The organism is Streptomyces antioxidans (assembly GCF_000968685.2).
In the GTDB taxonomy this organism is placed as follows: Bacteria; Actinomycetota; Actinomycetes; order Streptomycetales; family Streptomycetaceae; genus Streptomyces; species Streptomyces antioxidans.
Genome location: NZ_LAKD02000113.1, coordinates 1 through 14,554 on the forward strand (window position 1 = coordinate 1; position 14,554 = coordinate 14,554).

Below are 14,554 nucleotides of genomic sequence, written 5' to 3' on the forward strand. Positions count from 1 at the left end.
ACTGCTCACGCATCTCCGGACCAGCTCACTAGTCCCACTCCCGCCTAGCCGTCTCTACTCCCCGCTCCCGCTCAGCCGTCTGCGCGTGGTGCCCGGACGTCCGCTCACGAGCCGTCTCGCCGATCGGACGTCCGCCCCGGCTCGGCGGCCAGATAGCTCTTCCAGCCGCCCGGCGGCCGCATCCCGACGTCCAGCACCCGCAGTTTCTCCAGGACGCGGGGGTTCTGCGCGTCCAGCCAGTCGGCCAGTTGCTTGAAGGACACACAGCGCACCCCCGCGCGCGGGCAGACCTTCTTGATGACGTCCTCCACGGCGCGCATATACGTTCCGCCGTTCCAGGACTCGAAGTGATTGCCGATGAACAGCGGCGCCCGGTTGCCCTCATACGCCCGGTCGAAGGCGGCGAGCATGCCGTCGCGCATCGGACGGCCCCAGGTGGAGCGCTTGGGCCGCTTCCCGTTCTTCTTGGGCGGCTTGTTGGCGAGGAAGTTGTAGTCCATGGAGAGCGTCTCGAACGCGCGGCCCGGTACCGGGATCTGCTGCAGCGGGAAGTCCCAGATGCCGTCGATCTTGCCGGGCCAGATCTGAAGCCCGCCGGGTGAGCTCGCGTCATAGCGCCAGCCCAGCTTGGCGGCCGCCCGGATCAGGTTCTTCTGCCCCTGGAGGCAGGGGGCGCGACCGCCGACGAGCTCCTTGCCGTAGTCGAAGGGGAGCGGCTTCTCGTGCGCCAGACCCGCATTGGTCTTCCAGTTCTCGACGAACGACCGGGCCTGCTGGATCTCGCTGGTCCACTGCCGCGCCGACCAGGTGTCGACTCCACGGCGGCGGTCGCAGAAGTGGCCGTTGAAGTGGGTGCCGATCTCATTGCCGTCCAGCCAGGCGCCGCGCAACTGCTCCACGGTGGCCTTGATGCCCTCGACGTCGTTGAAGCCGATCGACGAGGCGCCGCGCCGGTGCTCGGGCGGATCGTAGAGGGAGCGCTTCTCCGAGGGCAGCAGGTACACCCCGCTGAGGAAGTACGTCATCGTCGCGCCGTACTTCTTGCCGACCGTGCGGAAGTGGGAGAACAGCTTCTGCTTGTCCTGGCCGGCGCCGTCCCAGGAGAAGACGACGAACTGCGGTGGTTTCTCGCCGGGTTGAAGCGGCTCGGCCTTCGGCTGATGGGGCTGGGGGCCGGTGTCGGAGGTCGATCCGTCGCCGATGAGCCGGATTGTCTTCGGAGCTTTGTCGGGGTGGATCGACGCCCCCGGACCCTTCTGCGGACTGTCCCTGTCTTGGCGCGAGCCCGCGGTGGCGCCCGGTTCATGGGCGGAGTCTTCCGAGCAGCCGACCGGCGCGGAGAGTGCCACCGCCGCGGCCAGCAGTGCAGTGACGTTTCTTCTGGCTCTCCCGGCCCCTCCAGCCCTTCTGGCCCTTCCGACCCCTCCAGCTCTTCGGGCTCTTCCGGCCCCTCCGGGTTTTCTGGCCCTCATGCCGCCACCTCGTCCCTCGTGTCGCACCCTGTCCCGCGGGAGATCCGTCTGGATAGGAGCAAACCTCGCATGGACGGATAAAAAGACAGAGGATGACAAGGCGTTTTAAATGACTATTCACCCTATAGAGGGAATACCGGATCACTCTCTCCCAAAAGTCTTCCCAGCGACTTTACTCAGCATTACGATTCATTTACCAATCCTTGGAAGTCCATACCGCAGTACGCCGTGACCCACGGCCGCGCGCCCATCCGCGACCGAAGCCCCGGAGGAGACGGGAATGTTGAAGCTCTTAAAACGGATCCACCGGGTCTCCCGCCTCAGACGAGGCGGTCTCTCCCCGTCAGCCCTTCTCTTCCGATTCGCCGTTCCTCTCTCACTGGGCATCGCCTCCGTCTCGCTGGGCATCACATCGGCCTGCGGCGCCTCGCTCCGGGCCGGACTCATGGCCGCCGCCCTGGCCTTCGCGATCACCCTCCTCACGGCGCTCCTCCGCACCTCGGGCTCCCGACAGCCCTCCGGCTCCCGGCGACCTTCGGGCTCCAGACGAACGGCAGGCTCCGAGTGGACGGCAGGCTTCAGGAGGGCGGCAAGCTTCAGGCGGACGGCAAGCTTCGGGCGGGTGTCGGCCGATGGGCGACCGGCCCGCGACAGACGGGCGGCGCGGTGGGTCGCGGAGGCGGGCGACGCCCGGGCCTGCCGACCGTGGACGCCTTGGCGTGATCACCACTGCACCCGTCCGGCCCCGGCGGCCATGGGCGTCGGGGCGAGCGTCGCTGCAAGCGGGGACGCGGACGGTCAGCTGCTCGGCGGGGTGAGCGCGTTTCAGCGCCATACGGCACCGCTGGTCCGCGATGAGCTGGCCCGGCTGGCGCGGGAGGGGCAGCGGCCCAGCCAGCTGTTCCTCACCTGTGCCGACTCCCGCCTGGTAACCAGCATGATCACCTCAAGCGGCCCCGGTGATCTGTTCACCGTGCGCAATGTCGGCAATCTGGTGCCGCCACCGGGCTCCGATGACTCCTGTGACTCGGTGGGGGCGGCGATCGAGTACGCGGTGGAGGTGCTGAAGATCAGCAGCATCACGGTGTGCGGTCACTCCGGATGCGGTGCGATGCAGGCGCTGCTCGACTCATCGGCGCCGGTCCGCACACCGCCCCAGCCAGGGGCGTCCACCGGCGGGGCCGAGGCATCCGGCGCCACCGGCATGGCCGGGGCATCCGGCCGAGCTGGGGCGCCCTCCGGTGGGCCCGGGGCATCCGCCCATGCGGACCGGACGCCGCTGGAGCGCTGGCTGCGCCACGGCAGACCGGCGCTGGCGCGGATGGAGCGGATCGGTCGGCTGGGGCGCGGCGAGGTCGCCCTGTCGAGCCGGGCGGTGGCCGACGATGTGGAGCGGCTGGCGCTGGTCAATGTGAGACAGCAGCTCGACCATCTGATGGAGCACGCCTGTGTGGCGCGGCGGGCGGCGGAGGGCGGGCTGGCGCTGCACGGCATGTATTTCCAGGTGGCGGAGGCCCAGGCGTATGTCCTGGACAAGGGCACGGGGAGCTTTCTGCCCGTACGCCCGGACCATGGCGTGCCGATGCCCGTCTGCCTCGCCACCGCGACGGCCCCCGCCCGGCCCGGAAGCGGCCGTTCCGTCGTGACTGAGCGGGGCTGCGAGCCCGCCCAGGGCGCCCTGGAGCTGGGACGGTAACCTAGCCAGCGACAGGTCTAAACCAATTTTCGGCGACAACCCTTGTCAGGGTGTGCCGTTGGCTGATGAGCTATGGCCTGGGACACAACGGACACCCTGGGAATGGGAGATGTCGTGAGTAACGAGAGCCTGGCCAACCTTCTTCGGGAGGAGCGTCGCTTCGCGCCGCCCGCCGAGCTGACCGCGAACGCCAATGTCACGGCCGAGGCGTATGAGCGGGCGAAGGCGGACCGCCTGGGCTTCTGGGCCGAGCAGGCCCGTCGGCTGTCCTGGGCGACCGCGCCGACCGAGACACTCGACTGGTCGAACCCACCCTTCGCGAAGTGGTTCGCCGACGGCAAGCTCAATGTGGCGTACAACTGCGTCGACCGGCATGTGGAGAACGGGCTGGGCGACCGGGTGGCGCTCCACTTCGAGGGCGAGCCCGGCGACACCCGCTCCCTCACCTACGCCGAGCTGCAGCGGGAGGTCTCCCAAGCGGCCCACGCGCTGACCGAGTTGGGGGTCCGGTCGGGCGACCGGGTCGCCATCTATATGCCGATGATCCCGGAGACCGTGGTCGCGATGCTGGCCTGCGCCCGTATCGGTGCCCCGCATTCGGTGGTCTTCGGCGGCTTCTCGGCCGACGCTCTCGCCACCCGCATCCAGGACGCCGACGCCCGGGTCATCATCACCTCCGACGGCGGCTACCGCCGTGGCAAGCCGTCCGCGCTCAAGCCCGCCGTCGACGAGGCGCTCACCCGGCCCGGCACCGAGAACGTGCGCAATGTGCTGGTCGTCCGCCGCACCGGCCAGGAGGTGGACTGGAGCGAGGGCCGTGACGTCTGGTGGCACGAGATCGTGGACCGCCAGCCGGAGCAGCACACCCCCGAGGCGTTCGACGCCGAGCACCCGCTGTTCATCCTCTACACCTCGGGTACGACCGGTAAGCCGAAGGGCATCCTGCACACCTCCGGCGGCTACCTCACCCAGGTCTCCTACACCCACCACGCCGTCTTCGACCTCAAGCCGGAGACCGATGTCTTCTGGTGCACGGCGGACGTCGGCTGGGTCACCGGCCACTCGTACATCGTCTACGGTCCGCTCTCCAACGGCGCCACCGAGGTGCTCTACGAGGGCACCCCGGACACTCCGCACCAGGGCCGCTGGTGGGAGGTGGTCCAGAAGTACGGGGTCACCCTCCTCTACACCGCCCCGACCGCGATTCGCGCCTGCATGAAGTGGGGCGACGACATCCCGGCCAAGTTCGACCTCTCCTCGCTGAGGATCCTCGGCTCCGTCGGCGAACCGATCAACCCTGAGGCATGGGTCTGGTACCGCAAGCACATCGGCGCGGACACCACGCCCGTCGTCGACACCTGGTGGCAGACCGAGACCGGCGGCATCATGATCAGCCCGCTGCCGGGCGTCACCGCCACCAAGCCCGGTTCGGCCCAGGTCGCACTGCCGGGCATCGCCGCCACCGTCGTGGACGACGAGGCCAATGAGGTGCCGAACGGCCATGGCGGCTATCTGGTGCTCACCGAGCCGTGGCCGTCCATGCTCCGCACCATCTGGGGCGACGACCAGCGCTATCTGGACACCTACTGGTCCCGCTTCGACAAGCGTTACTTCGCGGGCGACGGCGCCAAGAAGGACGACGACGGCGACATCTGGCTGCTCGGCCGGGTCGACGATGTGATGCTGGTCTCCGGCCACAACATCTCCACGACCGAGGTCGAGTCGGCGCTCGTCTCGCACCCCAAGGTCGCCGAGGCGGCGGTCGTCGGCGCGACCGACCCGCAGACCACCCAGGCCATCTGCGCGTTCGTCATCCTTCGCGGCGGCGCGGCCGAGGACGAGGGCCTGGTCGAGGAGTTGCGGGCGCATGTGGCCAAGCACCTCGGCCCGATCGCCAAGCCCAAGCGGATCCTGCCGGTGGCCGAGCTGCCCAAGACCCGCTCCGGCAAGATCATGCGTCGTCTGCTGCGCGATGTCGCCGAGAACCGGGCGCTGGGCGATGTCACCACGCTCACCGACTCCTCCGTCATGGAACTGATCCAGAGCAAGCTGCCCTCCGCCCCCAGCGAGGACTGACCCCGGCGCCCGTGCCGGACGGCCGGACGGCCGGACGGCAAGCGAACAGATGAGGGGCGCTCCCGCCTGGCGGGGGCGCCCCTTCGCCGTCGCAGGTGGCTGCCGCATAAGAATCAGGTGGCTGTCGCATAAGAATTGCGACAAGATGATGGACAGGAGCGCCGGGAAGTCTGGTCGGCATACGCCATACGTGTATCCGCACCTCGACCTACCCAGGAGGCCCGCCCGTGGCCGCGCCCACCAGCCGCAAGTTCCTTGGACGCCTTTCGCTGCCCGAGCGGACGTTCGTCATCGACGCGCTGCGCGCCGAGACCGTCGGTGGTGTGATCCTCCTGGTGGCCGCCGTCGTGGCGCTGATCCTCGTCAACACTCCCCTCAGCGGCGTCTACGGCGACGTCAGGGACTTCTCCTTCGGCCCCCAGGCGCTGCATCTGCACCTCTCGGTCGCCTCCTGGGCCACCGACGGTCTGCTGACGATCTTCTTCTTTGCCGCCGGAATCGAGCTCAAGCGCGAGCTGGTCGCGGGCGAGCTGCGCGACCCCAAGGCCGCCGCACTGCCCGTGATCGCCGCCATCTGCGGCATGGCCGTACCAGCGCTCGTCTACGTCATCGTCAGCGCGAGCGGCGGCGGCAGCCTCAAGGGCTGGGCCGTGCCGACCGCCACCGATATCGCCTTCGCGCTCGCCGTCCTCGCCGTGATCGGCACCGCGCTGCCCGCCGCGCTGCGCGCCTTCCTGCTCACCCTCGCGGTCGTCGACGACCTCGGCGCGATCCTCATCATCGCGATCTTCTTCACCCATCGCATCAACGTCGTCGCCCTGGTCCTCTCGGTCGCCGCGCTCGCCCTCTTCTGGCTGCTGCTCCGCAAGGGCGTCCGGACGGCCTGGATATACCTCCCGCTCGCCGTGGTGATCTGGGCACTGATGCACGCCAGCGGTGTGCACGCCACCGTCGCCGGCGTCGCGATGGGCCTGATGCTGCGCTGCACCGTACGGGAGGGTGAGGAGCGCTCCCCCGCCGAACGCGTCGAGCACCGGGTGCGACCGGTGTCGGCGGGTGTGGCGGTGCCGCTGTTCGCCCTGTTCGCCGCCGGGGTGCCGCTCTCCGGCGGCGCGATGGCGGATGTCTTCACCCGCCCGGAGACCCTAGGTGTCTTCCTCGGCCTCGTCGTGGGCAAGACCATCGGAGTCTTCGGCGGCTCCTGGTGCGCCGCCCGTTTCACCAGGGCCGAGCTGAACGAGGACCTGGCCTGGGCCGATGTCTTCGCCGTGGCCGCCCTCGCCGGAATCGGCTTCACCGTCTCCCTCCTCATCGACGAACTCGCCTTCCCGGGCGATCCCACGCTCGCCGAGGAGGTCAAGGCGGCGGTCCTCATCGGCTCGCTGAGCGCCGCCCTGTTCGCCGGGATCCTTCTCAAACTGCGCAACACCAAGTACCAGCGGCTGTGTCAGGAGGAGGAGCGGGACGAGGACATGGACGGCATCCCGGACGTCTATGAGCTCGACAGCCCCGCGTACCACCTGCGGATGGCCGCCATCCACGAGGCAAAGGCCGCCGAACACCGGCGGCTTGCCGAAGTGGCTGCCGCGAACGACTCCGGCGACGATGGTCCGGCATGATCTGAGAGGCTTGACACCCGCAGAAATGCGCAGAAGACGTAGCAAGCACTGACGACGCACCGAGCACTGACGCACAAGAAGCACAAGAGCAGAGGGAGATGGCGATGAGCGCAGCCGACGACGGCGGCAACCGCAGCCTCGGCCAGCTGGTGGCGACGGCGACCACCGAGCTGTCGGCGCTGATGCACGACGAGATCGCGCTGGCCAAGGCCGAGCTCCGGGTGGGGGCCAAGAAGGCCGCGGTCGGCAGCGGCGCGGGAATGGTGGCCGGAGTGCTGCTGCTGTTCTCGCTTCCGGTGCTGAGTTTCGCCCTCGCCTACGGCATGCGCTCATGGACCGGCCTCGGCCTCGCCTGGTGCTTCCTGATCGTGGGCGGGATCTACTGGCTGTTCGCCGGGATCCTGGGCCTGCTGGCGATGCTGAAGTTCAAGAAGGTCAAGGCGCCGAAGCGGTCGATCTCCTCGTCCAAGGAGACGGCCGCCGTACTGGGGAGCGTCAAGCCGCATCCGCGTGCCGGGAGCAATGGCGGACGCTCGGCGCGGGATGTGACACGCTCGTCGGCATGACCGTCCCTGATACCTCCGCGTCGGTCGTACGGCTCGATGGCCCCTGGACCCACCGGGATGTCGCGGCCAACGGCGCACGCTTCCACATCGCCGAACTGGGTGACGGCCCGCTGGTGCTGCTGCTGCACGGCTTTCCGCAGTTCTGGTGGACCTGGCGGCACCAGCTGCCCGCGCTCGCCGACGCCGGTTACCGCGCGGTCGCGATGGATCTGCGCGGGGTGGGCGGCAGCGACCGTACGCCGCGTGGCTACGACCCGGCCAACCTCGCCCTCGACATCACCGGTGTGATCCGCTCGCTGGGCGAGCCCGATGCCGCGCTCGTCGGCCATGACCTGGGCGGATACCTGGCGTGGACGGCCGCGGTGATGCGGCCGAAGCTGGTGCGGCGGCTCGCGGTGGCCTCGATGCCGCATCCCCGCCGCTGGCGATCGGCGATGGTCGCGGACGTCAAGCAGAGCGCCGCCGGCTCGCACATCTGGGGGTTCCAGCGGCCCTGGCTGCCCGAGCGCCAGCTGGTCGCGGACGACGCGGCGGCCGTGGGGCGACTGATCCGGGACTGGTCAGGACCCCGGCTGCCCGAGGACGAGGCGGTGGAGGTCTACCGGCGGGCGATGTGCATCCCCTCGACCGCGCACTGCTCGATCGAGCCGTACCGCTGGATGGTGCGGTCGCTGGCACGGCCGGACGGCTTCCAGTTCAACCGGCGGATGAAGCGGCCGGTGCGGGTGCCGACCCTGCATCTGCACGGGTCACTCGACCCGGTGATGCGCACCCGCAGCGCGGCGGGCTCCGGGGAGTATGTCGAGGCCCCCTATCGCTGGCGGCTCTTCGACGGCCTGGGCCACTTCCCGCACGAGGAGGATCCCCGGGCCTTCACCACCGAGCTGATCAACTGGCTGAAGGACCCGGAACCCGACCGCTGAGCGTCATCGGACGTACGCATTCCGACCATCCCTCCGCACACGGGCGAACATCTGTTTTTCGAACAGCCAATTGCCTGGAGCATAGGCCAATTGCCGCAGCCAGCGGCGATTACGGACCTTGGGTCAGGGGCACACACCGAGGTATGGGCTGGACGCACGACTACCGTGACGCACCAAACAGCCGCGGCCCCGAGGCCGCCGCTACCGCCAATGCCGCGCTGAGTGTTTCCGAGCGGGGCGGCTCCGGGCCTACCCAAGGCCATGACCCGAACATCGGGATTCCCCGCATCATCCGCCGCCGGGCCCGGTGGGTCTCGGCGCGGCTGCGCCATCCACGCAGCCGCTAGTAGCAGCAGCCGCTAATAGGTGACTCCGGCGCGGCGCGGGGAACACGGCGACACCGGAAGCTAAAGGGCACATCCCTGGCTGTCCACGGGCTGGTCGGCCGTGCGCCCCTTCTGGATGTCCTCGCTCACCTCGTCCGCCGTCAGCGCGTATCCGGTGTCGGCGTCGTCGAGGGACTTGGCGAAGACCACGCCGTACACCCGCCCCTGCGGGGTGAGCAGCGGGCCGCCGGAGTTGCCCTGCCGCACGGTCGCGTACAGCGAGTACACATCGCGGTGCACGGTGGAGCGGCGGTAGATGTCGGGGCCATTGGCCTCGATACGGCCGCGGACGCGCGCGGCGCGCACATCGAAGGCGCCGTTCTCCGGGAACCCGGCGACGATCGCGCCATCACCGGTGCGCGCGTCGTTCTGCGCGAACTGCAGCGCCGGGGCCTGCAGCGAGGGCACATCGAGGACCGCGATATCGCGCTTCCAGTCGTAGAGCACGACCTTGGCGTCGTAGAGCCGGCCCTCGCCGCCTATCTGCACGGTCGGGTCGCTGACGCCGCCGACGACGTGGGCGTTGGTCATGACCCGGTTCGGGGCGAAGACGAAGCCGCTGCCCTCGAGGACCTTGCCGCAACTGGGGGCGGTGCCGACGACCTTGACGATGCTGTCCTGCGCCCGCGTGGCCACCGGGGACTGGGCGAGCGCGGGGTCGGGCTGCGGCACCGTGGTGATCGGCTCATTGGCGAACGGCGAGAAGACCTGCGGGAACCCGTTCTGCGCGAGCACCGAGGAGAAGTCGGTGAACCAGGTGTTCGCCTCCTCGGGAACGACGCGGGAGACCCCGAGCAGCACCTTGGAGTCTCGGACCTCCCTGCCCAGGGTGGGGAGCGAGGTCTGCGCCACCAGGGAGCCGATCAGCCAGGCCACCAGCAGCATCGCCAGGACGTTCACCAGCGCGCCGCCGGTCGCGTCCAGGGCGCGCGCCGGTGACCAGGTGATGTACCGCCGCAGCTTGTTCCCCAAGTGGGTGGTGGCCGCCTGGCCGACCGAGGCGCACACGATCACCAGGACGATCGCCATCACGGCACCGACGGTGCCGGGGGAGGTCTTGTCGTCGGTGGTGCCGTCCCATATGAGCGGCAGCAGATAGATCGCGATCAACCCTCCTCCGATGAACCCCGTCACCGACAGCACGCCGACGACGAAACCCTGGCGGTAGCCGACGATCGCGAACCACACGGCGGCGAGCAGCAACAGGATGTCCAGCACATTCACCGGAACACCGTCTCACGCGCGCCAGTCGAGTGGGACGCGCTTGGCTCGGTCCCACGGTCGCTCCCACCCCGCGTGATGCAGGATGCGATCGATCACTCCGGCGGTGAAACCCCAGACCAGAGCGGATCCCACCAGGAAGGCGGGCCCCCGGTGGCCGCTGGGGTGGACGGTGGTGGTCCGGTTCGCCGGATCCGTGAGATCCGCCACGGGGACCGTGAAGACCCGGGCCGTCTCGGCGGGGTCCACCGGCCCGACCGGGGTGGGCCGGCGCCACCAGCCAAGCACCGGGGTGACGACGAAGCCGCTCACCGGGATGTAGAGCCTCGGCAGCACCGCGAAGACCTGGACGCCCGAGGGGTCGAGCCCGGTCTCCTCCTCGGCCTCGCGCAGCGCAGCGCGCAGCGGGCCGTCCTCCTCCGGATCCCCGTCCTCCGGGTCGAGGGCACCGCCGGGGAAGGAGGGCTGACCCGCGTGCGAGCGCAGTGAGCCGGAGCGCTCCATGAGCAGCAGCTCCGGGCCGTCGGGGCCCTCACCGAAGAGCACCAGCACGGCGGAGGGGCGGCCTCCGCCCTGCGCGGGCGGCAGATACCGGCTCAGCTGGCGCGGCTCGATCGTCTCGGCCAGCCGGGCCACCGGGAGCAGCCACTCGGGCAGCCCCTGGGCGCTGACCTCCACCTCCCCGTACGTGCTCGTCACTCGGCGGCCCCGAGGGGGGCGGCGGGCCGGCCGGGGTAGTCGGACGGAGGGCGCAGGCGCTGGCCCGGCTGACCGCCCATCTCGTACTTGAGCAGCTTCTTCGCCTTCTCCGGGTCGGTCTCGCCCTCCCCGTACGCCGGGCAGAGCGGGGCGATCGGGCAGGCGCCGCACGCGGGCTTGCGGGCGTGGCAGACACGGCGGCCGTGGAAGATGATGCGGTGCGAGAGCATCGTCCACTCGCTCTTGGGGAAGAGCGCGGCGATGTCCGCCTCGACCTTCTCGGGGTCCTCCTGGGCGGTCCACTTCCAGCGCCGCACCAGCCGCCCGAAGTGGGTGTCCACGGTCAGGCCCGGCACCCCGAAGGCGTTGCCGAGCACCACATTGGCCGTCTTACGGCCGACACCGGGCAGGGTGACCAGGTCCTCGAGCCGGCCCGGGACCTCGCCGCCGAAGCGGTCGCGGAGGGCGGCGGACAGGCCGAGCAGCGATTTGGCCTTGGCACGGAAGAAGCCGGTGGGCCGGATCAGCTGCTCCAGGGCCTCCGGGTCGGCGGCCGCCATGTCCTCGGGCGTCGGATACGCGGCGAAGAGCGCGGGGGTGGTCTGGTTGACCCGCAGATCGGTGGTCTGGGCCGAGAGGACCGTGGCCACCAGCAGCTGGAACGAGTTCTCGAAGTCCAGCTCGGGATGGGCGTACGGATACACCTCGGCGAGCTCGCGGTTGATGCGCCGGGCGCGGCGGACGAGGGCGAGCCGGGACTCGGGGCGGGCACCCTTCGAGCCCTTGACCGATTTATGTGGTTTCGAGGCTTCTGTTGAGTCGGCGGATTTTTGTTCGCCCACAGCGGAATTACGAGGTGCGGTCACCCGTCCGGCCCCCTTGCCCTGTGCTCTCACCGGCGTATTGGACACCCGGCCAGCCTAAGCCCACCCACTGACATCCGGCCCGACCACCGTGAAGAGGCCCCCAATCGGACCCCTGCCGCACTGCTCGGCAGGCCAGTGCGTCAAACTTGTGATTGATCGCACTGTTTTACCGTCCGGCATCATGGGGACGTCGGTCCCCTGTGCATGTCGACAAGGAGAGACTCGTGGACGACGTTCTGCGGCGCGCCCCGCTCTTCGCGGCGCTCGATGACGAGCAGGCCGCTGAGCTGCGCGCCTCCATGGGAGAGGTCACCCTCGCGCGGGGTGACGCGCTCTTCCACGAAGGGGACCCCGGCGACCGCCTGTACGTGGTCACCGAGGGCAAGGTGAAGCTCCACCGCACCTCTCCCGACGGCCGCGAGAACATGCTGGCCGTGCTCGGCCCCGGCGAGCTGATCGGCGAGCTGTCGCTCTTCGACCCGGGCCCGCGCACCGCCACCGCCAGCGCCCTCACCGAAGTCAAGCTGCTCGGCCTCGGCCACGGCGATCTCCAGCCGTGGCTGAACGCCCGGCCCGAGGTCGCCTCCGCGCTGCTGCGCGCGGTCGCCCGGCGCCTGCGCAAGACCAATGACCAGATGTCGGACCTGGTCTTCTCCGACGTTCCTGGCCGGGTCGCCAGGGCCCTGCTGGACCTGTCGCGCCGCTTCGGCGTGCAGTCGGAGGAAGGCATCCACGTCGTCCACGACCTGACCCAGGAGGAGCTGGCCCAGCTGGTCGGCGCCTCCCGCGAGACCGTCAACAAGGCGCTCGCCGACTTCGCGGGCCGCGGCTGGCTGCGCCTGGAGGCGCGCGCGGTGATCCTGCTGGACGTCGAGCGGCTGGCCAAGCGCTCCCGCTGACGCCGCCGGACGGAACACAGAGGCACAGAGACCGACGGAACACAGAGACCGTACGTAAGGGGCCCATCGGATTCCGGTGGGCCCCTTACGGCGCCCGTGAACGGCTGGACTCAGGCGCTCAGCCCGTGCTCGCCCAGTCAGATCAGTCCATGCCCGCCCAGTCAGATCAGCCCGTGCTCGCGCAGTCAGATCAGCCCGTGCTCGCGCAGATAGTCCAGCTGGGCCCGGACCGACAGCTCCGCCGCGGGCCACAGGGACCGGTCCACATCCGCGTACACATGCGCCACGACCTCCGAGGGCGTCCGGTAGCCGTCCTCGACCGCCGTCTCCACCTGCGCGAGCCGGTTGGCGCGGTGCGCGAGGTAGTACTCCACGGCGCCCCGGGCGTCGTTCAGCACCGGTCCGTGGCCCGGCAGGACGGTGTCCACCCCGTCGTCCACCGCCAGCGAGCGCAGCCGCCGCAGCGAGTCCAGATAGTCGCCGAGCCGCCCGTCCGGATGCGCGACCACGGTCGTGCCCCGCCCGAGCACCGTGTCGCCCGTAAGGACCGCGCCATCGGCCGGAAGGTGGAAGGACAGCGAGTCGGCGGTGTGGCCGGGCGTGGACACCACCCGCAGCTCCAGACCGCCGGTGGTTATGACGTCCCCCAGCTCCAGGCCCTCGTCCCCCAGCCGCAGCGCCGGATCCAGCGCCCTTACGGACGTCCGCGTAAGCTCCGCGAAGCGCGCCGCACCCTCCGCGTGGTCCGGGTGGCCATGGGTGAGCAGCGTCAGCGCCACCCGCCTGCCCGCCCGCTCGGCGGCCGCGATGACCTCCTTGAGGTGGGCGTCGTCCAGCGGCCCGGGGTCGATGACGACGGCGAGGTCGGAGTCGGGCTCGGCGACGATCCAGGTGTTGGTGCCGTCCAGGGTCATGGGCGAGGCGTTCGGGGCCAGGACGCAGACGGCCCGGTCGGTGGCCGGGCCGCCGATGGTGCCCCCGCGCGGCTGGCCGGGCAGAGCGGACGCGTACGTCATACGGAAGGTCCCCCCGCGGCTCCCGGGATGTGCTTGGTGAACTCATCATGGCCCGGCCAGCTCAGCACCAGCTCGCCGTTCTCCACCCGCGCCCGGGCCAGGACCGGCGTCAGATCCCGGTCGGTCGCGGCGGCCAGCGCGTCGGTGACCGAGTCGTAGGCCGCGAGCTGGCGCAGCGTCGCGATCGTGGGCGGCATCATCAGCAGCTCGCCCCGGTCGTAGCCGTCGGCCGCGTCACCCGGACGTATCCAGACGGTCCGGTCCGCCTCCGTGGAGGCATTACGGGTGCGTTGCCCCCGCGGCAGCGCAGCCACGAAGAACCAGGTGTCGTAGCGGCGCGGTTCGAACTCCGGGGTGATCCAGCGCGCCCAGCAGCTCAGCAGGTCCGAACGGAGTACCAGCCCCCGGCGGTCCAGGAACTCCGCGAAGGACAGGTCCCGGGCGACCAGCGCCGCGCGATCCGTCTCCCAGTCGTCCCCCGTCGTGTCCGCGACCACGGTGTGCGGCGTCGGGCCCGCGAGCAGCACCCCCGCCTCCTCGAAGGTCTCGCGTACCGCCGCGCACACGATGGCCTGCGCCTGCGTCCCCTCGCTCGGCTCCAGGCCCAGCCGCCGCGCCCACTGCGCCCGCGAGGGACCGGCCCAGGTGACCATCCGCTCGTCGCGCGGGTCCACGGAACCGCCCGGATAGGCGTACGCGCCTCCGGCGAAGGCCATGGAGGCGCGTCTGCGGAGCATGTAGACCGCGGGACCGGCGGCGGGACCTCCCACCGCGTCGAACTCGTCCGGTGCGTGCTCCTCGTCCCCGCCCTGAGCGTCCTGTGGTGCGTCCTGCCCGGCCGTTCCGTACGGTCCGTCCCGCAGCAGCAGGACGGTGGCGGCCCGGCGCGGTGTCACCGGTGTGAGCTCACCGGCCGACAGGAGCCGGATCCGCTCTGGCCACTCGGGTGGGTACCACTGGCCATTCGTAGTGGACATGGCCGGATGCTATGCGTTTACGGGCTGATGTTCGAGTGGCCCCCGCGGCGCCACGCCGGGGCCGGTCCGCGCACCGGCGGTCACACCGGTCCGCGTCCGCATACGCCCGCGCGCCCACAGGACCGCCAGCGGGGCCCC

12 protein-coding genes and 1 pseudogene are annotated in these 14,554 nt (G+C 70.2%); 7 read left to right on the forward strand and 6 right to left on the reverse strand.

The features are described from left to right. Positions 1-104: 104 nt before the first annotated feature. Positions 105-1,349, reverse strand: coding sequence for a polysaccharide deacetylase family protein (locus VT50_RS32035; RefSeq protein ID WP_240529392.1), 1,245 nt, complete (start codon positions 1,347-1,349; stop codon positions 105-107). 727 nt (positions 1,350-2,076) lie between these two features. Here VT50_RS32035 and VT50_RS32040 point away from each other — a divergent pair. The 6 genes and pseudogenes from VT50_RS32040 to VT50_RS40720 form a co-directional block, all read left to right on the forward strand. Continuing rightward, positions 2,077-3,168: pseudogene (locus VT50_RS32040) on the forward strand (carbonic anhydrase); the annotation flags it as partial. Positions 3,169-3,282: 114 nt separating this feature from the next. Further along, a complete protein-coding gene (acs, locus tag VT50_RS32045; RefSeq protein WP_046088196.1) occupies positions 3,283-5,244 on the forward strand; it encodes an acetate--CoA ligase in 1,962 nt (653 codons plus the stop codon). Positions 5,245-5,471: 227 nt separating this feature from the next. Further along, positions 5,472-6,863 carry a Na+/H+ antiporter NhaA gene (gene nhaA / locus VT50_RS32050; protein WP_046088173.1) on the forward strand — a complete coding sequence of 464 codons (1,392 nt, stop codon included), beginning with the start codon at positions 5,472-5,474 and terminating at the stop codon, positions 6,861-6,863. Between the two features lie 104 nt (positions 6,864-6,967). Continuing rightward, positions 6,968-7,429 (forward strand): phage holin family protein, encoded by a 462-nt coding sequence (locus tag VT50_RS32055; protein ID WP_046088174.1) that lies wholly within the window; start codon positions 6,968-6,970, stop codon positions 7,427-7,429. Continuing rightward, positions 7,426-8,352, forward strand: a complete 927-nt coding sequence (locus tag VT50_RS32060; RefSeq protein ID WP_046088175.1) for an alpha/beta fold hydrolase — start codon at positions 7,426-7,428, stop codon at positions 8,350-8,352. The genes VT50_RS32055 and VT50_RS32060 overlap by 4 nt, the downstream gene beginning before the upstream one ends. 143 nt (positions 8,353-8,495) lie before the next feature. After that, entirely contained in the window at positions 8,496-8,699 is a 204-nt protein-coding gene (locus tag VT50_RS40720; RefSeq protein WP_075200444.1) for a hypothetical protein, read from the forward strand. A 60-nt stretch (positions 8,700-8,759) separates the two neighbouring features. Here VT50_RS40720 and VT50_RS32070 read toward each other — a convergent pair whose 3' ends face one another. The 3 genes from VT50_RS32070 to nth are packed head-to-tail and all read right to left on the reverse strand — an operon-like array spanning position 8,760 to position 11,524. After that, positions 8,760-9,962: a MarP family serine protease gene (locus VT50_RS32070; RefSeq protein WP_046088176.1), complete on the reverse strand. Its 1,203-nt coding sequence runs from the start codon at positions 9,960-9,962 to the stop codon at positions 8,760-8,762. A gap of 12 nt (positions 9,963-9,974) precedes the next feature. Beyond that, complete coding sequence (locus VT50_RS32075; RefSeq protein WP_206269518.1) at positions 9,975-10,658, reverse strand: NUDIX hydrolase; 684 nt, start codon at positions 10,656-10,658, stop codon at positions 9,975-9,977. Continuing rightward, positions 10,655-11,524, reverse strand: a complete 870-nt coding sequence (gene nth, locus VT50_RS32080; protein WP_078840837.1) for an endonuclease III — start codon at positions 11,522-11,524, stop codon at positions 10,655-10,657. Before nth ends, VT50_RS32075 begins: the two co-directional genes overlap by 4 nt. 224 nt (positions 11,525-11,748) lie before the next feature. Here nth and VT50_RS32085 point away from each other — a divergent pair, with 224 nt between their 5' ends. Beyond that, on the forward strand, positions 11,749-12,423 hold the full coding sequence (locus VT50_RS32085; RefSeq protein WP_046088179.1) for a Crp/Fnr family transcriptional regulator: 675 nt from the start codon (positions 11,749-11,751) through the stop codon (positions 12,421-12,423). Between the two features lie 185 nt (positions 12,424-12,608). Here VT50_RS32085 and VT50_RS32090 read toward each other — a convergent pair whose 3' ends face one another. Together VT50_RS32090 and VT50_RS32095 are read right to left on the reverse strand one after the other, a co-directional pair. Beyond that, positions 12,609-13,439, reverse strand: a complete 831-nt coding sequence (locus VT50_RS32090) for an MBL fold metallo-hydrolase (protein ID WP_046088180.1) — start codon at positions 13,437-13,439, stop codon at positions 12,609-12,611. Continuing rightward, the gene (locus VT50_RS32095; protein ID WP_046088181.1) at positions 13,436-14,416 is read right to left on the reverse strand and encodes an NUDIX hydrolase; all 981 of its coding nucleotides are present in this window, start codon (positions 14,414-14,416) and stop codon (positions 13,436-13,438) included. Before VT50_RS32095 ends, VT50_RS32090 begins: the two co-directional genes overlap by 4 nt. Between the last annotated feature and the right edge of the window lie 138 nt (positions 14,417-14,554).

Bases quoted from the DNA above. Each gene is read 5' to 3' on its own strand.
- VT50_RS32095 (WP_046088181.1), bottom strand. From the start codon at position 14,416: ATGTCCACTACGAATGGCCAGTGGTACCCACCCGAGTGGCCAGAGCGG.
- VT50_RS32090 (WP_046088180.1), bottom strand. From the start codon at position 13,439: ATGACGTACGCGTCCGCTCTGCCCGGCCAGCCGCGCGGGGGCACCATC.
- VT50_RS40720 (WP_075200444.1), top strand. From the start codon at position 8,496: ATGGGCTGGACGCACGACTACCGTGACGCACCAAACAGCCGCGGCCCC.
- VT50_RS32060 (WP_046088175.1), top strand. From the start codon at position 7,426: ATGACCGTCCCTGATACCTCCGCGTCGGTCGTACGGCTCGATGGCCCC.
- VT50_RS32055 (WP_046088174.1), top strand. From the start codon at position 6,968: ATGAGCGCAGCCGACGACGGCGGCAACCGCAGCCTCGGCCAGCTGGTG.